The sequence below is a fragment of the Erwinia mallotivora genome, from assembly GCF_000590885.1.
GTDB lineage: Bacteria > Pseudomonadota > Gammaproteobacteria > Enterobacterales > Enterobacteriaceae > Erwinia > Erwinia mallotivora.
In genome coordinates this window covers 37,016-61,467 of the sequence record NZ_JFHN01000051.1, presented here as the reverse complement: position 1 = coordinate 61,467, position 24,452 = coordinate 37,016, and the positions used below count along the sequence as shown (strand labels likewise).

Sequence of the window (24,452 nt, the reverse complement as noted above, 5' to 3'; positions counted from 1 at the left end):
ACTCTAAGGAGCGAAGATGCTGGATTTGTTTAGTGAAGAAGCCCCGTGGGCTGAGCCACTGGCTGATGGCGCGGTTATCCTGCGCAGGCGGGCGCGTGATGAATCCGGCAACCTTTTGCGGCTGATCGAAGAGATAGCGGTGCAAAATCCTTTCCATCACCGAATCACTCCGGGTGGACACCGGATGTCAGTGGCGATGACCAATTGTGGCGATTTTGGCTGGTCAACCGATTCCCGAGGTTATCAGTATAGTGAACGTGACAGCCTGACAGGTAAGCGCTGGCCTGCCATGCCTGAACATTTCCGACAAATGGCTACCTTATGCGCCGCAGAAGCGGGTTTCGATAATTTCAGGCCGGATGCCTGCCTGATCAATCGCTATGAACCTGGCGCAAAACTGACGCTGCATCAGGATAAAGATGAACAGGATCTCAGACATCCTATCGTTTCAGTCTCTCTCGGATTACCTGCCGTATTCCAGTTTGGCGGTTTCGAACGCAGCGATGCCACACAAAGGGTACTACTGGAGCATGGTGATATTGTGGTCTGGGGGGGACCTTCACGGCTGCGCTTTCACGGTATTTTGCCACTTAAACCCGGCATCCATGCCCTTACCGGGGCTTTTCGTTACAACCTGACCTTCCGACGTGCCTTTCGATAAAGCGTCGGCGTAGATGAGAATTATTCTTGATATCGTCTGACTTCTGATTACACTGCTGGCTGCAATAAATCTATCTGGATGGTGCCATGGAGTTGCTTCACGTTGTCTACCGGCAGTATCGCTGGCCTTTTGTTACGGTCATTATTCTCAGTCTGTTAAGTGCTGTATCAGGTATAGGACTGATCGCCTTTATCAATCGTGAGCTGATTGTTTCTCTGGGCAGTTCACTGCGCGTTTTACCTGAATTTCTTGGCCTTTTGCTGTTGCTGATGGCGGTAACCCTGGCCTCGCAACTGGCGTTAACGTTGCTCGGCCACCATTTTGTCTACCGGCTGCGCGGCGAATTTATTAAACGCATACTCGATACGCATGTTGAGAAGATAGAGCAGATTGGAAGTCCACAGCTACTGGCTACGCTAACCAGTGATGTACGCAGTATTACGCTGGCATTTGTACGTTTGCCGGAACTTATTCAGGGCATCATCCTGGCAGTAGGCTCAGCGATGTATCTGGCCTGGCTTTCAGCAAACATGTTACTGGTGACTGTCGCCTGGCTGGCAGTGACTATTGCCGGCGGTTGGTTTCTGGTATCGAAAGTTTACCGGCATCTGGCCGAGCTTCGCGATATTGAAGACCATTTATATACTGACTACCAGACCATCATTGATGGGCGCAAGGAGCTGGCATTGAACCGTCAGCGTGCGCAACAGATTTATGAAACGGTCTATCAGCAGGATGCCCTGCGTTTTCGTCACCATATCGTCCGGGCAGATACTTTTCACCTCAGTGCTGTGAACTGGTCGAACATCATGATGTTAGGCGCGATTGGGGTGGTGTTCTTCATGGCTAACATTCTTGGCTGGGCTGATAATGCCGTTGCTGCAACCTATTCACTGACGCTGCTGTTTTTACGAACGCCTTTACTTTCGGCGGTTGGCGCTTTACCCGTGCTACTGAGCGCTCAGGTTGCCTTCAAAAAACTAAATGACTGGGAACTGGAACATTATCAGCCCGATTTTATGCCACCTGCTGCGGCCAGAAACTGGCATACCCTTGAGCTGCGCGATCTGGTTTATCGCTATGGTGAAAGTGGCTTCAGTACCGGGCCGGTTAATATGACCCTGCGACGCGGTGAACTGATATTCCTGATTGGCGGCAACGGGAGTGGGAAATCTACCCTGGCGATGCTGTTAACCGGTCTTTACCTGCCGGTATCCGGACAGATTCTGCTGGATGGGGAACCGATCGATACAAAAAATAATGAGAGCTATCGTGCGTTGTTTTCTGCGGTGTTCACGGATGTACATCTCTTTGACCGGCTGATCGACCAACACGGGCAACCGGCAGATACAGAAAAAGTCCGCCAGTGGCTGGAGCGCCTCAGGATGCAGGACAAAATCAAACTGGAAGGGAACCGGGTGCTGGATCTGAAATTATCAAAGGGGCAGAGCAAAAGGCTGGCATTACTGCTGGCGGCGGCGGAAGAGCGGGACATTTTACTGCTGGATGAGTGGGCAGCCGATCAGGATCCTCATTTTCGCCGGATTTTCTATCGTGAGCTGTTGCCATGGTTGAAAAGTATGGGCAAAACGGTGTTTGCCATCAGTCATGATGATAATTATTTCCTGCATGCCGATCGTCTGTTAGAAATGCGTAACGGGCAACTCAGCGAACTGACCGGGCAGGAGAGGGAGCTGGCAACGCTCGATGCTGTGCGACGAACCGATCTACAGGCTTAACCGTGCTGTGCGCTACGGCTGAACTCGATTTACGGCACAACGCTTCGTCAGGACAGGTTTGACATGAATGTTGCTAGCGTTGCGGGGCGATAATCCAGCTCAGCACCTGATTCTGCTGAATCTGGACGTGGCCGGTAAACAGCCGACCTGCCGGAAAATCTGTTGAGTAATGACGGGCCAGTCTGATTACCATCAAACCGGCCTCTTCATCGCAGGTTGTAATTTCTGCGGCGTTGAAATCCATGAACTGACGTATCTGTGGATACAATGCCTTGTAAAGGCTCTCTTTCAGAGAAAAGGCCAGGGTCAGCGCCAGACCATAAGGCCATCTGCTTTGCTGCAAAACCTTTAGCTCTTGCGCACTGACAATCATGTCCTGCATCTTTTTTGCAGTGTACTCCTCGATGACATGCTCGCAGTCAATGCCGAGCAGTTTACCGCTCGCGGAAGGGGCCACTAACAGGCGGACAGAACTGTCGGTATGGGAAAGTGAACCCACTATGCCAGCGGGCCAGACCGGTGAACGGTCAGCATCATTTTCCAGTATAAAGTCATTGACGCCCATCAGAGTCAGAGCGTGGCGCACGCAGACCCGGCTTGCAAGATATTCAGCCCGACGCTTTCTCACTGCCTGTGTAAGATGAGCAGGCGGTGGAACGGCAAAATCACTGAACAGACCTTCCCCGAAAGATGACAGGTTGTAACTTGCCTGCATCAGAATGACGTCAGAATGTCCGGAAGGGGAGGAGAGGACGATGTCCTGTAAAAAGTCAGTGTCCGGGAAAGAGAGCTCTGGATTTGTGGCAAAGATTTCAATACTGGTTTTTTGTTGATTGTTCACTGCTTTCGAACCTGCTCAGCTGGTCACGCGATGATTTAAGCAGATTTGAAAGTTGATGGCAAAGAGCAAAATTATTCGTTGGGCGGGATGCTGAACCCCTTGAGTGAAATAACAAAATGGTTATTTTTTCGGAAGATTTTTGCTCCACGATCGCACCAGTGGCTGGCAAGCCGGAAAAAGTCATCACTGTTGATATCACAGGCAAGTTCAACTTTACTGATACCAGAATTGAGCATTTCTTCAGCGTCTCTACAATTTTTTGCCTTAACAATAATCATTTTCAATGGCCTGTGTGATAAAGGGGCTTCTCTTCACGCTCTGGCTATAGTCTGGCAAAAAGATGTGACATTTTTATTAAGGCTCGGCAAATTAAGCGTGATGACAGCCGCCTTCAGTGCTAATCATAAGGACACTCCTCGTATTGTTCATCATCTGTCTTTGAATTATGGCTGAAGTGGTTGAAAAGCAATCCTGTTAAACAAAACAGCGTAACAAAAATAAGAAAATAAAATATCATGATCAACTAAGGCCCGATGCTGAAGTATCGCGTAAATCTGTCTGCAACAGAGTTGTTTTTATTGTTGTTGAATTATCCTGTTAACAGAATTAATTTTTCCTATTCTGTTTATAATGACATTGCGAAAACGTTTCAATTGATAAAATTTTTGCATTTTTTTGATCCTGTGACGATAGGCACTTCTTTTATCTCTGTTGCTGTTCCTTTCTGCTTCAAGGCTTGATTTTTCATGTAATGATGCCGACGTATTAATGATGCTTTTTTCACAGCACCATACTTTAAGGCCAATAGATTCACGGAAATCAGTCCAGCGGTCTGCTTCAAACTTGACAGGTAAATTACATTCTATGATTTTTCTTGCAGCAATATTGTTAATAATATAGGCGTGTCCGCCGCTACCATAAGAAAGACGATAATAAAATTTGCCTGGGCTGGTTTTTTTTCTGATATATCTGTTAACCGCGTCGGCCTGTGATAAAAGGAAAATTTCCGCCTTTTTATTGCTGATTATGGTACTGATTGTTGTCAGGTTGGGAATTAACTCTTCGTTCAGCACTGCGTCATCTTCAAGAATCAGAGCATAATCAAGGTTGCTGGCCAGGATAGATGAATAGATGTGCAGGTGACTGAGTGCACAACCTATTTCGCCTTTCGACAGATGGCATTTGTAATATTCCCAGGTGACTGAGTTTAAGATCTCTTCGGGAAGGTCATTTCCATCTATGGCATTAATTATTTTATAATTCAGCCCGTATTTTTCACACTGTGAACTGATGCTGACCTTTCTTTGTTCATGCCGTTTTAAATTGATCACAAATGTTTGCATAGCTGACGATTCCTTTCGAAAGAGCGTGAAATCCGGTTCACGATTGCCGGGCTTACCCGATACCGACAGTGATCCTGCACTGTCTGGCAAGACGATCAATCTTATCACTTCTTTTCAGCAGGAATAAATGCTAATCACTGCATGTCGCTGTTGATTCGTAGAGAGGATCAGGCTGTCGGGTCAGATAAAGGATAAATTCATTATAATGGTTTTTAATAAATCGCCGTTAAACGCTATAAATATATTTTTATTTTCAGAAAATAGTCATTATTGCTGTCAGGAGGCGAAAGAAACGCTTCATTTTTCACGATTTTTTCAGTCTTAATAACATCGTAATTAATGCGTGTTAAGAAGTTAAATTTTTTTGATAAAAACTGATATCTGAAATCCATGAGCCGGATGTCAGGGAGTTGCCTGATAAAAGAATGGCATTCCGCACCAGAAAGCGCTGATGTTATTACAGGCGTATATTTATCTCTGTTGATATACATCAGCGTAAAAAATTTTTGGTATCAGTAAAGCCATGTCATCTGGCATAATCTGTCCTTAGCTCGCGCTATCCTATTGTAGTCACGAATTGTCCGCTAAATAATTTCTGAAACATCAGCAGTAAGAATTATTATACCCAGCAGGGGAACAGACCTTCCAACGAATGGAGCTATATTGCGAACCATTACCTTTCTTGCTGTCCATGGTGTGTGTCTCCCAGGCCATGTAGGTAGTGGTATTCCAAATGGAAATTTAGCTTTTTTGAATACGGCTCTCGCGGCTCGGGAAGCATGAGATGTCCCTTTGGTTGCATCTGCAAATTTTCCTCTTGTGGAAGTGTGTTTCTTCCTGAAACGATGGCTGCGACAGCGCCAAAATCAGCCACCCCAGACCAAAGTGTTCAATAGTTTTCTCACAAAAATTATAAACAGAAGTTCAGAAGCAGTGAGATTAGTCCTGAGGGCGTAGAGGTAGGTTTCATTGAGTTGCTCTACGGTATCCATATAGTCCCTTAGCGTGTAGAGAGCCTCAGCAATAAATTTACAATCATCAAGTAGTTAACTTACAAACTCAGTACTGTCCCGTACTGTAATTTCAATCCTTCTCAAAGACAGGATTAAATTGACATTAATCAAATCACCGGATTTTTTCAGGTGTAGATTCAACACATTTATTGATTGAAATGGAGTTTCAACATGGCTATACCAGTCTACTTATGGCTTTACGAGGAAGGTGCAAAGTTACTGAAAGGTGGCGTAGATGTTAACGGGCGTGAAGGAAGCATTGAGCTGATCGGTATGCAGCACGATGTATTTATCCCCACTGACGATATGACGGGAGCCGCCACTGGAACACGTCAGCATGAAGCCTACACCTTCGAAAAAGAAATAGATCCATCCTCCCCGCTTTTGTATCGCGCACTGACCACAGGCCGTACCCTTAAAAGTGCCGTGTTCAAATACTACCGCATCAACAATAACGGGCAGGAAGAAGAATATTTCAACGTGCAGCTCGAAAATGTGAAAGTTTGCCATGTTATTCCTGTCATGTACGACACCAAAGATCCAGACTTCGAAAAACAGGGGCATATTGAACATGTCGGTCTGCGCTACGAAAAAATCACCTGGAACTATGTTGATGGAAACATTCAGCACGCTGATAGCTGGAAAGAACGAAAAACTGCATAAGGAAATCAATATGGCACACTGGACTTACAGACAAAGTACAGGCGAACTATTTAGAGACAATAAATTCATTGAAAGAGGCTATTCCGGCGTATTAACCAATAAGAACAATCCAGACCGTGAACAGGTACGCGGAATGGGACCAATACCACGAGGAACATGGAAAATTGGCAGTACAGGCACGGGTAACGGGCCGCTGACCATCACGCTGATCCACATCCGTGGTAATTCATACGCCCGTGATATGAGTACTTTTCGTATGCATGGTGAAAAACGTCACGGCACCCCGGGCTTTGCGTCCGCAGGTTGCATCATCATGGGACCCAGGACGCGCTTGTTAGTCAGCAATGATCATGGTGCACTGCTGGAAGTTATCCGATGAGATGCCTGCTTATAACCCTTCTGATGTTGCCTGTTATTGTATTCGCAGCACCAACACCGGAATCAGCAACCAAAGACAATCTATCGGTTGTTGACTGGCAATATATCGCCCGCAAAGTAGCAGCAGGTGAAAAAGACTGGCTAACTGTCGTACCCTTACTTGCATCAAAGGCTAATCGTCAACAAGCTGCTCAACTGGAAGATGCTCTGTCCACGGCGCTCCCAATTAATACTAAAGGCGTATTATCAACGTTGCGTGTGCTGGACTCTGGAAAATACCCTGAAATGCGCGGCACTGATATTGTTTGTGTATTGAAGGTTGTTAAACCAGGTAAGAGCGCTGATATGTATTATGCCAATACCAGGCTTGCGCTACTGGATGAACCTACAGGAGCTGCGTGCCTGTGGAATCTTGAAGGTATCTGGGAAGAAACAAAACAGGCTCAAAAATAGCGATATCTTAAAGTGATATCTTCATACCCTCAAAGCTACCGATTGTGATGAATTCTCACTCCGGCATAATGGCATCGTGAGAGTTTTAATAGCAGAAGCTCGTATTTTGTTGTTGCGAGCCTTACCAGTAAACATCATAACCTATTGCCAGCAGTAGCTTCTCCATCTGATTATTCTATTGTTGGAGAGGATACAACTCAGCATCTGGCTAAAATTTCCTTCTGTGAACGGTCAATCCCGATAACGTCAGGCAACAAAAAACCGCAAACTCAATGAGAATGCGGTTCTAAGTGGGGGTTTCCGTCAGTAAGCGGTACTAACAGAATATGTATTTGGTCGGCACGAGATCACTGGAGCTAGTTTCAATAAATCAATGATTTATATCAGGAAATGCAGATTTTGATTTTCTGACTCTAGGCCCATTACTTGGCCTTAAGCTCGGACATGCATTTTTCCTCGCCTCAGACATAGGGTCGGCTGCAATCTTAATACCTTTGTTCTTTCCACATACGTCTCAGAAGGGCTACGAAGTCTTCAACGTAAGTATTCCGATCTGACGACAAAGCAAATGACTGTCTGACAATGTGTGCAGGACTTAAAAGCACAGGTTCCTTGCTTTGACCCATACCGAAAGACTGCATTGAGTTTGGACTAGCCTGGTGTTCAGCAATGGTGCGCCAGCCAGCGGAGGAAGCTCCTGCTATGCTCACGGCGGGAACAACATGAGTCAGCCGTTGCGTTTTATCTATCTCTGCCAGAAGCCATGAGGCGTAGTCAAAGCCCTTTAACAAGATTTCGTGTTCGGTTTCCTCGAGTATTACCGGCAAACCACCTGATTGCATTGGCATGCAAAGGATCAGAAGTATGTCCCCTGAGGGGGAAAGCTTGACCAAGTTATGCACGTCGCGATTTTGACTCTGGCTGATACATAACGAGTCGCTATCTAAACTATCGTTAACTCCAGACTGCCTGTCGAAAATTGGTCCGATTCCCGAATTGTTTCCAAAAAGAGCTTCCTGCGACATGATGTCTATCAGTGCTTTAGAACCCATTTGAGCTGGACGGATAATTGTCGTGTCAGGGCCTGCTGCTATGGAGATTTGGAGTCTGACTGAGCTAAGGAAATAGTTCTGATTTTCCTTAGGTAAATTCGTTATGGCTCGCTTTTTCAACCCTTCTGGGTCAACTGGTGATTGTGCATGAGCAAGCTGTAACTGACTAATGGCCTTAAGGCATTTCTCGAACAGGTCCTCAGCGGAACTGAATTCCTCTCGGAATAGTCCTTTTTCCCAGGTACTCACTTCATTTAGCAAATTTTCTTGTTCGGGTTCAGGATGAATATTTGCTTCAAGAAATATAATCAGTGGCTTAGTGGTACGAGCTTCTAGTACTTCTTCATGAGTAGCAGACAAACCTTTTTGCTGTGGTGTTCCATAGCGAGAGCCGAGTATCAAGATTACAGCGTCTGCTTCTCTGACTCCTCTGAGGCAAGTGACTTGGGGAGAGTCAGAACGCGCACCGAAATCCTCGGCCATGATAGGCTTATGACCAAGAATCGAAATGGCTCGTTTAACTGCAATTCGATTTTCTTCAAACCCAGATATCAGTGAACTAATGAAGATGTTCATAGGCTTCCCTACTTATAAAAGTTTAATGAAAAGTTTGAGGGACAAAGCAACTATAAGTTTAGTACAAAAAGCACACAAAGAAATTTGACTTAAATTTAGCTATGATAAAAATCGGATGGTCGATGTAAAAATTTTTTTTCGGTTGAAAAATAAAACGTAAATAATAGCATTTTAAGTATATTGAAATTTACATATTTTCAAAATGCAAGAAAAGAATCCTTTATTCTCAAGGGGTTTAAAGATATTTATGGTAATTACTCAGGAGAAAGTCTATTTATCTGAGTGAATAATAAAACGTAAAATTAGACTTAAAAAAAGCAATAAGAATGCAATTCGAGATAATTTAATAAGAAAAAAATTTGCAAAGTTAAAAATAATAAAATATAGATTCCCGGAGTTAATTAAAAAGTAAAAACCGGGAGGTAGAAATGAATAAGTATGTAGTTAAAAATTTTATAATGAATGACGGTACGAGATCATGCCAAATAATACACAGTAGTTTAAAGCCTGTAGTTTATCCTAATTTGTATCTGGTAAGTCAAATAGTAAATGACAAATACACCGCTTCTACAAGACTAGCAGTAGCAAAAGTCATAATAATGCTATTAGATTATTTTGAAAAAAAGAATATCGATCTTGAAAAGGTAATCAACGACAAGTGTTTTCTGGCAAGAGAAGACATAAAAGACATTATTACTTATATGTCTAAAAGAAAAGCTAAGGGTAATATATACGAGTTTAATCACAGAGAGGTAGGTTCAGGGACTAAATGTTATAGAGTAAAAATAGCATTTAAATATATCAAATGGTTATGTGAGTATTTAATAGGAAGCGAAGCTCACAATGACAGTCAGGCAAGACTATTTCTAAAAATGTTGAATGGATATACACCCAGAAAGAAGATCGCAGATACCTATTATATGGACGATGGAAAAGCAATTGACAGCACTCAGAAAAAAGTTTTATTCAGATATGTTGGCGCTAACTCTTCAAGCAATATTTATAGTGAAAACGTCAGGAAAAGAAATGAGCTTATTATCATTTTGCTTTATTCACTCGGTATGAGAAAAGGTGAGTTGCTAAATTTAAGAATCAGCGATATTAATTTTGATAAAAGCACCATTTCAATTATGAGAAGACATGGGGATATATTTGATACTAGGGTTAATCAGCCCGTAGTTAAAACATTGAGTAGAAAAATGAAGGTGAGTGAATGGGTCATTGGAAAAGTTATTGAGTACATACAAACAGAGAGAAGAAATTATATTGGCAAGAAACCGCATGATTTTTTAATTATAAGTCACAAGGGTGGAAAACAAGCGGGATTGCCTATGTCCGTTAGTTCGTATGAAAAAACTATTCAAAAAATCAGAGAGCATGACCCTATCTTGAAAGAATTTTCAGGTCATTCGCTTAGACACACCTGGAACTATGAATTTTCAGTGAAAATCGAAAACTTAAACTTCTCGTTAAATGGTCTCAGTACAGAGTTAATTAGATCTTATGCAATGGGCTGGACCCCTTATTCACAAATGTCGAATGTTTATAATGCTACATACGTTCGAGAACAAGCCAACAGAATTTTAGCGTTAGTTCAAGATAGAATTCAAAATGAATTAAAGGAGCTTGTAAATGAATAAGTTAAAAGAAAAAATGGAACTGTCCAAAGAAGATAATAAAAATAACGAAGCGATTACAGAACAAATCAGTTATTTGAGCAATTATCTTAAGAGGGACGTGACAAGCTTGCTTGAAAAAGTGCATTTTGATTTGCAGGCAGGAATGATTGAAACTTTGATTTTTTATGCGGAAAATTATTCGTTGGTATACCTAAAAAGTATTTTTCAAAGCTTACTCTATGTTTTTAAGTTTTTTTCTCCAAAAGAAATTAACAAAGAATTTGCATGGGATTTAAAAGCAAATCTTAATATTAAAAACTATAGGTATACAGTAAATACGAAAATTTTCATGATCAAATGGTTCGATCTTGGATTAGCTGGTGTAAATGATGAAGCATATACCTTCTTCAAGGAAATGAAATCAAAAGGGAAACCACCAGGTCAAGTAGTTGGATCTATGGATCCTGAAAGAGGGCCATTTACAGATAAGGAGATAAGGAAAATATCTCTCATTTCCAGAAAAGCACGGAAGGAAAAAAGTCTAGATAACGAATGTTATTTAATAATTCAGTTGCTATTAACTACTGGCAGAAGAATATCACAAATACTTAACCTCAGAATGAAAGATATATTTAAAGAAGGTGGAGTGAGAATTCTAAGTATACAGAGGGCGAAACAGAGGCCAGGTCCAAGAGAGTTGTACAGTACAGTCAAAGTATCAAAAAAACTTTGTAATCAACTTAACAGGCATGTAAAAGATAATCTTGACTTCTTAAAGAAGCATGGATTCAAGGATATTCCTTTAAGTGAACTTAGAAAGGCCCCGTTGTTTTTAAATAAAAAGTTACTAATGAATAGTTCTTTAAAAGGCTCGATCAGTCAGTTGACGATTGGGCGGTCAAACTTGATTTATAAATTAAATAAATTTGCAAGTGTTCATAATGTAATTTCAGAAAGAACAAATAAAATTATTAAATTGAACCCTCACAGATTTAGATATACATTGGGTACTAAAATGGCCAGGAATAGGGCTAGTGTTCAAGAAATAGCAGTTGCTTTAGACCACACCTCAACAGCATGTGCAGCAATATATATTAAAAATGAGCCAGGGAATGCTGAAGTGATTGATAAAGCAGTTACTCCTTATCTTAAAGATATAGCGGAAGTCTTTATGGGGATTAGGCCTTTTAGTGGCGACGTTTTAATGAATGCTCTAAAGCCTGATTCTCTTAAAAGTATCAAAAGTGAGAAGGCTTCTAACCCTTGCCATGGCTGTAAAAGGTTTAATCCATGGAGGGTAGAATGAAAAATAATTTTTATGTCGTTGATAAAAATCGCAATCCATTAGAAAGGTTGGATAATTACATTACTGACGCCAAGAATATATTTGAGCGTTTCAAATTCCCATTCCATTGGGAAGAAAACAAATGGAATGGATTCTGTACTTTTAAATCGTTAAAAGATGAAGATTCAAAACCCAATAAATTGAAATATATGAATGAAAAATTTTGTGACTTTAGTAAAGCAATTATCATTCACAAGCACATTTTAAATCCCTCAAAGAGCTATACAGCTTTGATAGCTGCTCTACGGCTTTTAGAATTCTCCCTAAATAAGAAATGCAATTGTGCAGACGTTTGCTTGATTAACGAGAATGTGTTCGATTATGCTTATCAAAGAGCAAAGAAGTTATATAAAAGGAATACTGCATTTCAGATATCAGTTAATCTGGAAAAGATTTCTGAAATTATCTTTCAAAAGGGATTTCTAAATAAACACTACTTTTGCTGGAAGAATAAAACCAGGCAACCTTCACCTGAACTGTATGAAAGTTTTGAGTGTCTGATAAGTCCCGAAGGGAAATTGTCTGGTTTGAAATCAATAGAGGCTTTAGCTGCAATCTTTGCAAAAGACGATTGCCTTTTAAGTGAGCAAGATTTATTTACAAGTTCAGTGTTTGCTTTACTCATGTGTGCACCTTCACGTATAACAGAGATACTGTCATTGCCTTTTGATTGTGAACTCTGTTCAGAGGATCACAATGGGGTAATGAGATATGGGCTTCGGTTATTCTCACTAAAAGGATATGGAGCAAATATAAAATGGATCCCGACCATTATGGTTCCTATAGCTAAGAAAGCTATATCGCGTTTAAAAAAACTATCTGAGAATGCACGTAAGCTGGCAAAAGAGTTAGAATGTAATAACTTCGAAAATAAAAGCTCTGCCATTAAATATGGACTAGCGAAAGGATTTACACCGGTGCAATTTAATGCGTTATGCTTACAGCACAAGTATTGTTTTAGTTCTAAGAGGAAAACAGACTATTTTTCTCTTAGAGTTGCTAATGCAGTTGAGTTTAATAATGATATTTCACGTTATAACAAAAATAACATATTTGCTAGGCACAAATACTCTGATTCAGAAAATAAAAGTTTATTTGTTAATTCTCACCAAGCTCGTCATTTATTAAACACTATTGCATATTTAGGTGGAATGACAGATTTCGAGATAGCTCGCTGGTCTGGAAGGAAAAATGTTTCTCAAAATAATAGTTATAACCATGTTTCACAAGAACACGCTATGGATTTCATGGAGAATATACCAGAGGGGCTTTCTGAGAATAACACTCTATTGGACTTAAAAAATAATAAAGAGGAGCGTGTGAAAGAACCGGAACTAGATTTTTATCAGTGTCACGGGGCGTTTATGATTATGGACAATGGTTATTGTGAGCATGATTATGCAATGGCTCCATGTGGAAAGTATCCGGGATTTGATAAAAATAATAAAGTTTTGAAAGAAAAATTTGAATATTTAATAAAAACATCGGATAAAGATAGTGGTTCTGGTGTTTACGGTGCGGATAAGTGGGCGAATGAGGAATTAATATTCAAAACTTGTAAAATATAGGTGGCTTACATGGCAAGAAGAATTACAAACAATGACAAGAGAAGGATAATTGAATCTATAAATTCTTGGTCTTTACAAGATAAGATAACCTGGGAAAGATTGTGCGATAGTGTCACTAAGAAAATTGGCAGACGTCCAACTCGACAAGCACTATACATGCACAAAGACATCGTAAGTGCATTTGAAGTCAAGAAAGGTATTATCAAATCAAAGTTAAAATGCCAAGTGCGTCCAGGAAATCTTCAGGTTGCTGCTGAGCGGATTGAACGGCTTGAAAAGAAAATTGAAGATAGCGCCAAAATTATCGATGCTCAAAGAGAATATATAAATAAGCTCCTTTTATTTTGTAGCAGACATAATATACGTGAGTGCGATGTAACACAAAGAAGCTGATAGTAAACTAAAATTGATAGATTTCACATATTGACTAGTTAAGGTTTTATGTTAATTTTTAATCGTCAGGATGACGATTATCGCAAGGATGCAACTATGAAAAAATATAATACTCTTTCAAAAGAAGAGAAATTGCTTCTTCTTTTACAACTATATGTTGAAAAATTAAAACAGTCTGGCTTTGATCACAGTAGAATTGTGCGTTACATGTGGCTCTTCTGTGTAGGCTATTATATCAAATACTATCTACCTGATCAGATGAACAGCACAATTGACCGCTTTACTATAATATCTATGCTTTCAAATGCACTTAAATGTAGCTCAAAGCGTATCATTGATACCTTAGGGTTTGAGCATGAGCTAACATACTTCTTTAGATATCTCATTCACTATGCGATTGATAATGAACAGGAGGCAGAGGGGATCTATCAGGCAGAAAGGGTTAAGTACGAGAAATCGGTCCTATTGAGTCAAGTATCACCTAACAAGAAAAAACGGAAAGGCAAGAGGCTTTGACTTTCCATATTTGATTAATTATAGGATTGCAGCAATCAATTAAGAATACAATTAGGCGTTATTTTCTCTTTCTTTTTTTGGAGTTTCTTTTTCTAAGCTTGGAGCTGGCTATTGCTTTTTCCTCTCTGCTTTTTTTGTTCCAAATATCTACTCCCTTAGCAAGGTCTTCATACATATTATTATTGGGTTTTAGAGATTTAAGAATTTCAAGAATGATAGGAGACACGCCTAATGTTTTAGTCTTAATTACATAAGAAATATACTTTGAGGAAAAATAAAGTGATAAAGAATAAGTTATTACTGTGATTTGTAACCAAATAGATTGTTCCATATTGAACCTACCCATTGCAATGTCATTTGTAATCACAATGATGTAAAATGAAAATGCACCCATGAAAATATTGATCAAAGCTGCAATTTTAATTGGATATTTAACTCTACCAATTTTAAATTTAAATAATTTTAGAAAGTTGTAATGAGCGCCTATCATAAAGCTTAAGCCAGCCATAGCAATGTCTACACTTGAATTAGTGAAAGTATTCTTCGAATCCCAGAATATAAAAAAAGTAATTAGTGATATTATGAAAAGAGTTGCAACTTCAAGCCTGCAACTCTTATATAATTTACGCATGTATGGCGTATTATAGTTCAGAGTGGACGTAACAAAATCAAAACTATAAATGATAAAAGTAATCCAGCTGGCAGAAATTAAATTATATTTAAACATGCCTACTGTAAGATTAAATGAATCAGCGAATATTTCATTGATATTTGTGGTAGGAGAGGTTAGCATTTTTAGTGGACTGTAATCTGGGAATGCATGCCAACACCAGAAAGTGGATATAAAAAGAACAATCAAAATTATATATTTCATATGCGATATTAACTTCTCGTTACGTTGGGCGTAAAAAATTCTATACTTTAAAAGATTAAAGATAAGCGCTAAATTTCTTGGCTGGTTTTAATATTCCAACCCGACTGACTTTCTGCGCCTTTGCCGCCAGTAGAGGATTGCTCCCAATACTGGGTTTTGACTTTTGAAGCCTGAAACTGGTAGGACAATCCGATAAGGTCACGATTTGTCGTACCATGGAATGTTACGTTTGTGATTAATACGTCTTCCAGAGTTATACGGCAATACTCTATCTGGCTGCCACCTGCTTTACAGACTGATAGCTCTATTTTGCCGATATGCTTGCCGTTTGAGACGTATCGCATGATAGCGGGTGTTGCTTTGTCGATTTGGGTCTGTACTGTTAGATCGCGAAACTGAACCTTACCAGCGCCGCCGCCGCCGCCAACTGACATATTACCAGGTTGCGTTGCACCCCATGTGAAAGAGTCTACGTTGATCGAGCCTTTGTGGTTGCTGTCCTGAGATTCACCTGTAATGCCGTCGATTTTTAAGAAGAGATCAGTACTCATGATTGGTCCTTTTTCTTTAACTCAGCAAACTTATCTGATTAAATAAACTTATAGATAAACATAATGACATAAAGGGTCAGTCATGGACTACTGGAAACCGAACAGATTCGCAGATTACTTCCTGACGATGGCTAATGCCGAGGCAAATCAGCTTCTTGCTCATGCTAATCACCTGTCTCTTATCTATCTTAAAGACGGGCTTAATCGCTTGCAGTTTCAGGACGATGTCAAAGCTTTTGTGAATGCTCAACTTAACATAATCCGGTCAGGATCTTCAGATGAGCAGTGCCAGAACTGCATACAGAATCTGAAAAAGGAAAATGAATATCTAACGATTCAGGACAGAATGCTTCGTGCTGGTACAGCTGCTGTACATGCGTCAGTTGAGCTCGTCAAGAAGGGAGATATCTGGGGCTATGTGATAAATGGAGTAGGTGTAGTTCTAAGTGGTCTGCAGGTCATAGCCGGAGTATCGGTCGTTGGCGCTTCCCTTGCTACCGGAACAATCATTGGAACGGCTTTTGGCGGAATGTTAGTTCTCCATGGGTTAAACGGTGTTCAGGAATCAGTTGAGAATCTGATTTATGGCAAAAGCGATAGCGAAGGGCTGCTGAAGCAGGGCTATGTAGCTACTGCGGAATTTTTGGGCTTTGATCAAAAGGTCGGACAGATAGCCTATAGCTCAATGGATCTCGCGCTATCGGTGTATGGCATTGTTCGTCTGGTTCAGAAACCGGAGGCTTGGAGACTTTTCTACTTCCTCAACACTGACTACGTTCGCGGTATCAAGGAAATGAGTAGAAAAGAGTTGTTTATTGAAGTTTATAACGACGGCATGGCAATCAAATCAATCAGTGATAATTATAATGAATGACCATGCTTTCTCATGAATCTGAACGCTTTAAATGCAGGTTTCAATGGAACAAAAACATACATGATTCCGAAACCTATTAAAAACGTAATCGAGTAAGAGACAAGGCTCTCATGAGTACCATGGCTTAATGTGAAGATAAAGCCTGCGAAAAGTATGATCAGCAGGATAATGGAAACAATAAATCTCTTTGACAGTTGAGATAACAACCAAGGATAGGGGTAGGCGTCTTTCTCAGCATGTTGACGAATCACGGAAATTTCTTTAGGTGTGAACCCTTCCTGTCGTAAAAGTTGTTCGATTTGTAGTTTATTCATATCCATTATCCGTGAAACATAAGAACATTTCAGGATTGTAACCGATAAGCTGTGCTTAACACAAACTAAAAGACCCCAGGTTTAAACCCGAGGTCTTAGCCATTAAGAGTTCTTTAAAGTCCGTTATGAACTGAATCGTTGCTCTCACTGAAAGACCAGTTCTCGACTTTGTCACCTGCAAATGTGATAGTCAGATTTTTACTTTTCATATCAGTTCCGTTCGAGAATAGTCCTACAATTGGGATATACGACGTTGCTGACATATTGGAGTTCATGATTGAGTAAAACCACATGTCTTCATTAGTATCAACGGTGGTTTTACGCGTTGGCTCACCGAATTGCTGCAAAATGTCCTGCTTAGTAGTTCGACCTTTCATAATCTTTGACGCAATACTTTGCTGCGTCTCATTTTTAATTGATTGATTCCCTGCTGTTGACGCACAACCGGATAAAACGATAATAGTTAATAAAGCTCTTGCAACCTTAGCTTTCATTATTTATTCCTTGTTAATAACCTGAGAAAGAACTCTCAACCAGCGTTTAATTTGCATTTCCATATCTTTATAACCCGTGTCCTGGTGAAACTTCCCTTTTTGCGGATAGAACCTGATCTGCCATTCGGGAAACATGACGTCCTTAACTTCAATGAAAAGACCTGAGTTGTTGAGATTTTGCTGTCTGATAGCGCCGGTTCCAAATCCCCCGTCATAGCCACCAGATTCCAAATTGTATCGCCAACCGATTACAGAGCTAAACGGATACGTTTTTTCGTTCTTACCATTCTTGAGCGTAATAGTTTGCTGCTTCTCACTTAGCAGTAGCTTTGAGTCGTTGAATTCATGGCTCCAGAAGCCGTCATTGCCTTCGTTGAAGCAATCGAATGTAGAAGCATTGTCTTTCTTGTGTTTGTAGCTAATCCCTGCAGTTACCAGAAGGAAAAATGCAGGAATGCACCAAAGGATAAGCATACCCATAGCGTCAGTGGATTTTGCTTTGAGGACGATTAAAACGGCCACGCCGATTGTGAACCACACTCTGATTGAACGGAAGTAAGAGGGTTTTCTCATACTCATGCTGCTCATGTTGAATTCCTTTTAAAACCAATAGTTGAAGGTAGTCATGTCTGTAACTAGCTGATTGGTCACTGCTTTTACTGGGCATTTTTGAGCAAGCTCAAAACTTAAGCAAATCACTTGTACCGATCGATAGATCTTATTTGATAGGTATGGACTATCATATGGCTGTTGATTGATCTGTAAAAACGATCGATTGTTTTGTGTTTTGAAGCGCTTAGACGGGAAAGATGATGTTCTTCAGAGGCTTGATTAGTGAGGCGTGTATAAGCTTTTTGAAAAGTCTTCAGGTGTTTCGTTTGAAGTTTTGACGTCAGGTTCAGCTGTCCTCAACGAATTGATAACGGAAAATGAGGATTTTCTGTGGAGAAATGTTTTACCTGTCTCTTTAAGCAATTTTGCAAAGGCTTGAAGGTAAGGAATGCTCAGTAGCCACTTTATGACTGCTGTCATGAGGTAGCCATTGTTGTTGGCTTGTCCCGGTGCTGTAAGCACAGTGCTGGCAGGCGTCTGTGCTTCGCAGGTTTCCGCTGTCTCAATTCTATGTTCGCGCTGTGGAGGACGCGTAGTAACTTCTTCTGTCATGGCAGCAGTCAATGACGGCGTAGTATCCTCTTTCGTAGCCTCTGTGACTGACTCACTCGCCTCAGTACTTCCTTTAGCCGAAGCTTTCAAAGCTAAGAGCAGGGGATTGTCATGCTCAGGTGCGTAGCGGAGCTTCTCTTGTAGAGTCGCCCATGAGTAAGCTTTACCTAACTGAGAGGCTTTGAAAGCTATACCGGAGTATTCGAACGAAAAACCATTCATGCGGCCAGAACTGGCAATATTGGGAACGGGCGTTATACCGTTCTTATGGAGTGCTTCAACAAAGCGTGGAATGTCACTGGCAGTTGCTAATAGCTCGTCGATAGTGTTTTGCAGGAACGTCTTGGGGCTTGGCTCACCTTCGCGCTTCTCTTTCTGTTGCTCACCTCGTGATAGCTTCTTACGCTTCCTGACAGGGGAAGGGCTATGTGAAGGGGAAGGACCTTTGGTTCTGGTCAGGTCATGTGCTGACTCGAGTTCATGAATTACCCGTGTACTAATCAGATTTTCATTTCTGCCCAGGTAGAGCTTCCCTCCTACCAGGTCGACTCTGGTGGCAATAATATGAATATGCTGGCCGGCCTCGTCGTCATGTATGACATAGCAGCGCAGGTGCGTCTCACTGAACCCCATTCGATTCATATAGTCGTCAGCAAATGAAACCCACTGCTTCGCTGTGAGGGATTCACCCTGTGGCAGGCGGAGCGAGTTGTGCCACACTGCTTTTGCAACGTCTGTCCGAAGTGAAGCAGAAGCGCTGAACTCATTAATCAGTTCAGGTGCTGAAGCACCCAGCATGTTCCCCCCTACGACCACCGGGTCAGTTTTATGGTGAGTTCCAGGCTTTAACGCGTACAAAACAACTCCGGCGAAGCTCTTACCGCGTTTGATCTTCTGCATGCCCTTCATGAGAGGGGATACTCCAAAGATCGGTTGTAATGAGGCGAGAGCGAAGATCAGTGATTTGACGCTTCACAGCAAAGAGTTCTGTCTTTGTCAGAGGGCTGCATGATTGCTTCGCGTTGAGGTGATTAACAATCTCGTTTAGCCTGTGGTTTATTTCGCCAAACGTTTTCCATGCTGTTCTGTTGATCTCAGGAACGACAACAGGTTGATTTTTCATGAAGCACATACGAAGCCATTCGCCTTTGGCGTATTGTTTACGCTCATGATCCAAAGTATTTAGCTCTGAGTTATTCAGTCTGACACTGACGCAATGAATACGTAGATTCTCTGCAAGGGGAGGTTGATAGGTGGTATCCATAGAAGCTCCTTTTCTAATTATATAGATAAGCATTTTCCTTATGCTTAAATTACTTATATATGATATAGAATTTGTGTCAATGTGGTGCGTGGTAATTTATATATATGCTAAAGTTAAATTTATTTTATGCTGGTACTTAAGAAATTGGTTTTTTAGTATTGACAATTTTTTATTATGATGTAAAACATAATTGTAATTTCAACGATATCGACGTAATGATATTTTTGAATTTATATAGTTAACTATTAATTTGCCCCATATATGGGGAACTGGAGAGGCTGCCGCAAGGTGGCCTCTCGACCTTTCTTGAATTGTTCTGCATCGGTATAATTATAAAAAATTCAATGCCTAATACACATTGTTAATTAATTTCGCTCATTTAAGCCTGAAGCTTTTAGGTCTACCCTTTTTAAACTGTAAGGCATAAAAAGCAAGGCTACTCAGCTTCGCTGAGTTAGCCCTTGCTTGAGTTGCAGATATAAATAACCATGAAAGTTCATTGAATAAATTTGATGTTTGATATTTCTTGTGGTAACTAAAGAATATAACTATTAACTAATAAGGTTTATTATGGGTGCCAATATTATCAAAGAAATGAGAGCTTTTATAAATCAGATGCTTGTGTTAGATTTTATAGCACTGCTATTACTAGTGTTTTTCGCTTTTAAATATAATGTAGACCATGATTATTATAATTATTCGGCAATTATACTTGGAGTGCTTTTTGGAGTGACAATAGTAAGTGTGATTGTGCATAAGGTTTTTATTATGCCATACTTCAAATAAAATGGCGGCAACTAATATTACCGTTGCCACAGTCATTTTGAATCTAAATTTCAAACTTTATGTTCAATGTAATCCTTATAAGATAAACAACATTTAATTGTTGCTGATATTGCAAAAGCAGAAACTATGAGGTAAAGAAAAATAAACAATAGAGCTTTCATGAAAAAGCCGAATATACCTAAGTTTTGTAAGTTATAGATAAGATCCAAATATGGGTTAGATACATCTACTGTTTTAAAAATTAAAATACATGCGGTTATTGTGGATGATAATAAAGTTACAGTATCTACTAGTTTTTTGATATATTTAATATCTGCAGTAGGACTTTGGTCAATAAATATAAATAAAATTAACCCTACAACAATTGGTAAGAAGAACAAGGTTAGATGGTTGTTTTTATCGAAAACAAAATCTACAACCATTGCCAAAAACATAGCGCTCAAAAGGCTTGCAAAATAAAAATTCAACTTAGAGGGATTAAGTGATTTTAATTTTATATCTTCAGGTGGTTGCTTTGTGTTATTACATTCATATTTCAAATGAACATCACACTTAATACTTAGTCCGTCAATAATCCCTTCTGCAGTAACTATTCCTGCGCATACCTTATCTATATCGTTAGGTGCTGCATTTGAAACGTGACCATTTCCTGTCTGTTCATTTTCTTTCATATTTCCTCCATAAACAATTGATATCAAATATTGTAAATGCATAAGGTGAACTAGCTATCACACTGTAATTACTAGACTTTTTTCAGGAGTTGTAAGATTTTTCCAGGGCGGAGTACAGTTTTTTTAATGTTTAATAGATAGTCTTGTCAAGTAATCATAAATGTCAACATGTATTTTATCAACTAAATCATGTTATTAAATTAATTTTCTTGTGGTTTTTTTTGTGTCATAGTTATGGAAAGTTAAGGGATAGGAATGAAAATATGAATAACTTTCAGCTTAAAACCGCTTTGATTGAAATCTTTAATAATCGCAGTGCTGGGCCATTCCTATTCGTAGGTTCTGGATTTTCAAGAAGATACATAGGGCTGCCTGATTGGGCTACATTGCTATCAATTTTTTGCACTGTAAAAAAGCCATTTGAGTATTACCTTTCAAGCGGTGATGGCACTTACCCTACAGCAGCAAGACTCATAGCTGAGGATTTTAATAATAAATGGTGGTCAGACGATTTGTATTCAGCGAGTCGTGAGAGATTCAGTAAGAGAGTTACTGATAAAACCTCTGCAATGCGTTTTGAGATATGTGATATTTTGACTAAAGCTGTTCAAAAACCATTAAACGATAGCCCCTATGTTCAGGAAATAAATCTGCTGTCGAATCTTAATGTTGATGGTCTTATTACTACAAATTGGGACTGTTTTCTTGAGCAGCTATTCCCAGACTATAAGGTTTATACTGGGCAGAACGAATTACTTTTCTCAAACCCACAATCAATTGCCGAAATATATAAAATTCACGGAAGCGCTCATAAACCTAAGTCTCTGGTCTTAACTGACTATGATTATGTGGATTTTAATTTAAAAAATCCTTATCTTGCAGCGAAGCTAATAACAATTTTTGTTGAGCATCCTGTTGTTTTTCTAGGTTACTCACTTTCTGATAAAAATATTAGTGATTTACTTAGTGCGATTTCTGTATGTATTGGTAGCGACAATCTACATCAACTTCGAAATAATTTGATATTTGTTCAGCGAGAAGAAGGTATCGAAGAACCAACAGTCTCTGAAACTTATACTGCGATTGATGGCGTACAGATTCCTATTACGTTAATCCGAACTGATGATTTTTTACCAATTTATGAGGCCATAGACGAAAATAAAAGAAAAATACCAGCAAGAATACTAAGGTACTGTAAGGAAGAGCTTTATAATTTAGTTCAATCTAACGAGCCTGAGAAAAAGATCTATGTAGTAGATATTGATGAGGTCGAAAAACATGAAGATGTTGAATTTGTTGTTGGTGTGGGAGTAGCAGCCGCAAAGAAAAAAGAAGACGAAGTAGGCATGATCGGGTACACACAAATACGAAATTTGGACTTATTTGAAGACTTGCTAAAAGGTAATAAAAAATATCATGCCAATAGTATTTTAGATAGTGTAATTCCTAATGCTGGAAAGCATTCGCCTAACATACCTGTTTTCAAATACTTAAAGGAAGTAGATATTGAAAGTTTCGACGACTACAAAAGGTCTTCTCTTAATCTAGATAAGTGGGTTCTCCGCCAAGATAAAAGTTACCAGTGTTCTACTTATTTACGGTCTTACGTAAGAAAATTTAAAGGTAAGGATACTGAATATATAATTGAACACTGTACTCCTGAGTCAGCTGCGATCTATATTCCATTCCTTTGGGATAAAATTGATCTTGATGTTACTCGAGATTTTCTTATTGCAAATATTGATAAAATTAACCCTGATAATTCAAGTTATGCAACTTACTTTAAAAAATTGGCTTGTTTGTATGATAAACTAAAATACGGCTGGGTGTGAAGAGTTTCTATACAAATTATTAGCCCCTGTATTTTTAATGTGAGGGGTTAGTATTGAGTATCTCATTTATTAGGCTTCATGCATTTAATAGCATGTATGAATGAGATATCTTCTAAGTCGCTTTCCTTTTTTAAATAAAAGCATGTTGTGCCATGTGAATCTTTTCCTGTGAAAATTTCCTCAAATCCACCTCGACTCTTTTCTTCCCACTCTATGGTTTTTAAATAAACTTAATAAAAAATCATAATCTTCTCCTTTTACAGCATTTCCGATTGTGCCTTTATTGAGGATGCGCTGAGCCTCTTTCTTAATTAATTCCTTTGTAAGAAAGCTCTTTCCTGCCACGGTGTATTTCATTTCTTGTCCTCTTGAAATTGCTGAAAGTGACCGCAATGCGGTCACTAATTATTAAGCATACTGGGTTAGCTTCCAAGTAACCGACTTACCATTATAGGGTGGGAATCGATTATTTTTTGCAATCGGCGCAGTCGTTGAAGGAGTTCCAACAACAGTCCATACTCCACTTTCAGGACATGTTCCGCCAGTAGTGCCAGTGGTTCCGAGTGGTACTTTTGACATATATCAATCTCCAGAGGTTTTTTTTTAATCGTTAACACGATTTTTTCTAACGCAGATTGACATTACCATGTTTAAAAGTGCTGTTAACTCAGTTTGAGTTAATAAATTAAAAAATTGATAGCTGGAGCGATTAAGCTTCCATAATTTGAGTTAAGTAGAAATTGCAATTTACTCTGCTTTTTATCGAAAGCTAAAATTTTTTTGTTTAAATCTTAACTGATAGTCAGCTATAATGCTCTTTTGTCCAATTGCACTATTTTGTCGTTTTTATATTTATTTTTTTTATTCTTGCGAAATATGTTGCTGAGAGTAGATTGTAATAGAGAAAAATGTGAAAATACACTTGATAATTTACTGCTGGCTGAGCGTGCGCTATTAAAAAAAGCCCCGGAGGGCTTTTATGCGTTTAAGTTTACAATAATCATTTTTTTGAAGATTTACTAGGCTTCAGATCTGGATTATTTCCAGGCGTGTTTTTGTTATCACGCTGGCGCTGATCAGGTTTGCCAGTTGATTCAGCAATGCGTTTTGGTCCTGGTTTAAGTGACATGATTGGTATCCTATATGTTCGAGAGGGAAATCTCTCAAGAATAGATATATACTTACTTGCAGGTGTTATCAAGTCTAATGAAGGAATTATTTTTTCTATAATAAAAGAATTATTATTAATAATTGACTGCTTTTTTTATGAGAGGATTTATGGAATGGATCTTTGGTGGGGTCATTTTATTGGCAATTATAGGCGCGATTCTGAAACCACGAAGATGTGATATATGTGGAATATTGTTTAAAAGAAACTACTACACTTGGACAATTGAAGGTCGTAAACAACATTTATGTCCTAATTGCAACAATAAAATGAGCCGGAGAGTCAGTAATAAAAGATTTA

General features: G+C 39.5%; 26 protein-coding genes and 1 pseudogene. 12 read left to right on the top strand and 15 right to left on the bottom strand.

Annotated features, from left to right (window positions below):
* Window positions 1-16: 16 nt before the first annotated feature.
* Window positions 17-661: a DNA oxidative demethylase AlkB gene (gene alkB / locus BG55_RS12170; protein ID WP_034938028.1), complete on the top strand. Its 645-nt coding sequence runs from the start codon at window positions 17-19 to the stop codon at window positions 659-661.
* Window positions 662-747: 86 nt separating this feature from the next.
* Window positions 748-2,400, top strand: coding sequence for a multidrug ABC transporter permease/ATP-binding protein (locus tag BG55_RS12165; RefSeq protein WP_034938025.1), 1,653 nt, complete (start codon window positions 748-750; stop codon window positions 2,398-2,400).
* A gap of 73 nt (window positions 2,401-2,473) precedes the next feature.
* Here BG55_RS12165 and BG55_RS12160 read toward each other — a convergent pair whose 3' ends face one another.
* From BG55_RS12160 to BG55_RS23245, 4 genes and pseudogenes are all read right to left on the bottom strand, one after another.
* Window positions 2,474-3,241 (bottom strand): 4'-phosphopantetheinyl transferase family protein, encoded by a 768-nt coding sequence (locus tag BG55_RS12160; RefSeq protein ID WP_052018818.1) that lies wholly within the window; start codon window positions 3,239-3,241, stop codon window positions 2,474-2,476.
* 71 nt (window positions 3,242-3,312) lie between these two features.
* Window positions 3,313-3,516: a hypothetical protein gene (locus BG55_RS23250; RefSeq protein WP_034938062.1), complete on the bottom strand. Its 204-nt coding sequence runs from the start codon at window positions 3,514-3,516 to the stop codon at window positions 3,313-3,315.
* A 300-nt stretch (window positions 3,517-3,816) separates the two neighbouring features.
* A complete protein-coding gene (locus BG55_RS12150) occupies window positions 3,817-4,584 on the bottom strand; it encodes a glycosyltransferase family 25 protein (protein WP_034938023.1) in 768 nt (255 codons plus the stop codon).
* A 602-nt stretch (window positions 4,585-5,186) separates the two neighbouring features.
* A pseudogene (locus BG55_RS23245) lies at window positions 5,187-5,576 on the bottom strand (STM2901 family protein); the annotation flags it as partial.
* Between the two features lie 192 nt (window positions 5,577-5,768).
* Here BG55_RS23245 and tssD point away from each other — a divergent pair.
* The 3 genes from tssD to BG55_RS12130 are packed head-to-tail and all read left to right on the top strand — an operon-like array spanning window position 5,769 to window position 7,091.
* Entirely contained in the window at window positions 5,769-6,260 is a 492-nt protein-coding gene (gene tssD / locus BG55_RS12140; protein WP_034938020.1) for a type VI secretion system tube protein TssD, read from the top strand.
* Window positions 6,211-6,639: a DUF2778 domain-containing protein gene (locus BG55_RS12135; protein WP_338070025.1), complete on the top strand. Its 429-nt coding sequence runs from the start codon at window positions 6,211-6,213 to the stop codon at window positions 6,637-6,639. Before tssD ends, BG55_RS12135 begins: the two co-directional genes overlap by 50 nt.
* On the top strand, window positions 6,636-7,091 hold the full coding sequence (locus tag BG55_RS12130) for a hypothetical protein (RefSeq protein WP_034938015.1): 456 nt from the start codon (window positions 6,636-6,638) through the stop codon (window positions 7,089-7,091). The genes BG55_RS12135 and BG55_RS12130 overlap by 4 nt, the downstream gene beginning before the upstream one ends.
* 485 nt (window positions 7,092-7,576) lie before the next feature.
* Here BG55_RS12130 and BG55_RS12125 read toward each other — a convergent pair whose 3' ends face one another.
* Window positions 7,577-8,719 carry a DUF4062 domain-containing protein gene (locus BG55_RS12125; RefSeq protein WP_034938013.1) on the bottom strand — a complete coding sequence of 381 codons (1,143 nt, stop codon included), beginning with the start codon at window positions 8,717-8,719 and terminating at the stop codon, window positions 7,577-7,579.
* A 428-nt stretch (window positions 8,720-9,147) separates the two neighbouring features.
* On the opposite strand from BG55_RS12125, the gene BG55_RS12120 reads away from it, so the two are divergent.
* The 5 genes from BG55_RS12120 to BG55_RS12100 all read left to right on the top strand — a co-directional run bounded on the left by BG55_RS12120 (window position 9,148) and on the right by BG55_RS12100 (window position 14,160).
* Complete coding sequence (locus BG55_RS12120; RefSeq protein ID WP_034938011.1) at window positions 9,148-10,359, top strand: tyrosine-type recombinase/integrase; 1,212 nt, start codon at window positions 9,148-9,150, stop codon at window positions 10,357-10,359.
* On the top strand, window positions 10,352-11,644 hold the full coding sequence (locus tag BG55_RS12115) for a site-specific integrase (protein WP_034938008.1): 1,293 nt from the start codon (window positions 10,352-10,354) through the stop codon (window positions 11,642-11,644). The genes BG55_RS12120 and BG55_RS12115 overlap by 8 nt, the downstream gene beginning before the upstream one ends.
* Entirely contained in the window at window positions 11,641-13,251 is a 1,611-nt protein-coding gene (locus BG55_RS12110) for a hypothetical protein (RefSeq protein WP_034938006.1), read from the top strand. The genes BG55_RS12115 and BG55_RS12110 overlap by 4 nt, the downstream gene beginning before the upstream one ends.
* Window positions 13,252-13,260: 9 nt before the next feature.
* Window positions 13,261-13,644, top strand: coding sequence for a hypothetical protein (locus BG55_RS12105; protein WP_152542763.1), 384 nt, complete (start codon window positions 13,261-13,263; stop codon window positions 13,642-13,644).
* A 96-nt stretch (window positions 13,645-13,740) separates the two neighbouring features.
* Window positions 13,741-14,160 carry a hypothetical protein gene (locus BG55_RS12100; protein ID WP_034938004.1) on the top strand — a complete coding sequence of 140 codons (420 nt, stop codon included), beginning with the start codon at window positions 13,741-13,743 and terminating at the stop codon, window positions 14,158-14,160.
* Between the two features lie 58 nt (window positions 14,161-14,218).
* Here BG55_RS12100 and BG55_RS12095 read toward each other — a convergent pair whose 3' ends face one another.
* Both BG55_RS12095 and BG55_RS12090 read right to left on the bottom strand, forming a co-directional pair.
* Window positions 14,219-15,034, bottom strand: coding sequence for a hypothetical protein (locus BG55_RS12095; RefSeq protein WP_034938001.1), 816 nt, complete (start codon window positions 15,032-15,034; stop codon window positions 14,219-14,221).
* A gap of 68 nt (window positions 15,035-15,102) precedes the next feature.
* Window positions 15,103-15,585: an Hcp family type VI secretion system effector gene (locus tag BG55_RS12090; RefSeq protein WP_034937999.1), complete on the bottom strand. Its 483-nt coding sequence runs from the start codon at window positions 15,583-15,585 to the stop codon at window positions 15,103-15,105.
* An 82-nt stretch (window positions 15,586-15,667) separates the two neighbouring features.
* On the opposite strand from BG55_RS12090, the gene BG55_RS12085 reads away from it, so the two are divergent.
* Window positions 15,668-16,459, top strand: a complete 792-nt coding sequence (locus BG55_RS12085; protein WP_034937997.1) for a DUF4225 domain-containing protein — start codon at window positions 15,668-15,670, stop codon at window positions 16,457-16,459.
* Here BG55_RS12085 and BG55_RS12080 read toward each other — a convergent pair.
* The 6 genes from BG55_RS12080 to BG55_RS12050 all read right to left on the bottom strand — a co-directional run bounded on the left by BG55_RS12080 (window position 16,447) and on the right by BG55_RS12050 (window position 21,152).
* Complete coding sequence (locus BG55_RS12080) at window positions 16,447-16,773, bottom strand: hypothetical protein (RefSeq protein ID WP_034937995.1); 327 nt, start codon at window positions 16,771-16,773, stop codon at window positions 16,447-16,449. The genes BG55_RS12085 and BG55_RS12080 overlap by 13 nt on opposite strands.
* A gap of 113 nt (window positions 16,774-16,886) precedes the next feature.
* Window positions 16,887-17,267 carry an SEN1984 family lipoprotein gene (locus tag BG55_RS12075; protein ID WP_034937992.1) on the bottom strand — a complete coding sequence of 127 codons (381 nt, stop codon included), beginning with the start codon at window positions 17,265-17,267 and terminating at the stop codon, window positions 16,887-16,889.
* A gap of 3 nt (window positions 17,268-17,270) precedes the next feature.
* The gene (locus BG55_RS22985; protein WP_034937990.1) at window positions 17,271-17,855 is read right to left on the bottom strand and encodes a DUF4755 domain-containing protein; all 585 of its coding nucleotides are present in this window, start codon (window positions 17,853-17,855) and stop codon (window positions 17,271-17,273) included.
* A gap of 243 nt (window positions 17,856-18,098) precedes the next feature.
* Complete coding sequence (locus BG55_RS12065; RefSeq protein ID WP_084276292.1) at window positions 18,099-19,331, bottom strand: relaxase/mobilization nuclease domain-containing protein; 1,233 nt, start codon at window positions 19,329-19,331, stop codon at window positions 18,099-18,101.
* Complete coding sequence (locus tag BG55_RS12060; RefSeq protein WP_034937988.1) at window positions 19,309-19,695, bottom strand: hypothetical protein; 387 nt, start codon at window positions 19,693-19,695, stop codon at window positions 19,309-19,311. The genes BG55_RS12065 and BG55_RS12060 overlap by 23 nt, the downstream gene beginning before the upstream one ends.
* A gap of 836 nt (window positions 19,696-20,531) precedes the next feature.
* The gene (locus BG55_RS12050) at window positions 20,532-21,152 is read right to left on the bottom strand and encodes a hypothetical protein (RefSeq protein WP_034937984.1); all 621 of its coding nucleotides are present in this window, start codon (window positions 21,150-21,152) and stop codon (window positions 20,532-20,534) included.
* A 263-nt stretch (window positions 21,153-21,415) separates the two neighbouring features.
* On the opposite strand from BG55_RS12050, the gene BG55_RS12045 reads away from it, so the two are divergent.
* On the top strand, window positions 21,416-22,984 hold the full coding sequence (locus tag BG55_RS12045; protein ID WP_034937983.1) for an SIR2 family protein: 1,569 nt from the start codon (window positions 21,416-21,418) through the stop codon (window positions 22,982-22,984).
* Window positions 22,985-23,164: 180 nt separating this feature from the next.
* On the opposite strand, the gene BG55_RS22840 is transcribed toward BG55_RS12045, so the two are convergent.
* Window positions 23,165-23,341, bottom strand: a complete 177-nt coding sequence (locus BG55_RS22840; RefSeq protein ID WP_160170852.1) for a hypothetical protein — start codon at window positions 23,339-23,341, stop codon at window positions 23,165-23,167.
* A gap of 643 nt (window positions 23,342-23,984) precedes the next feature.
* The gene (locus tag BG55_RS23410) at window positions 23,985-24,113 is read right to left on the bottom strand and encodes a hypothetical protein (RefSeq protein ID WP_268745059.1); all 129 of its coding nucleotides are present in this window, start codon (window positions 24,111-24,113) and stop codon (window positions 23,985-23,987) included.
* Between the last annotated feature and the right edge of the window lie 339 nt (window positions 24,114-24,452).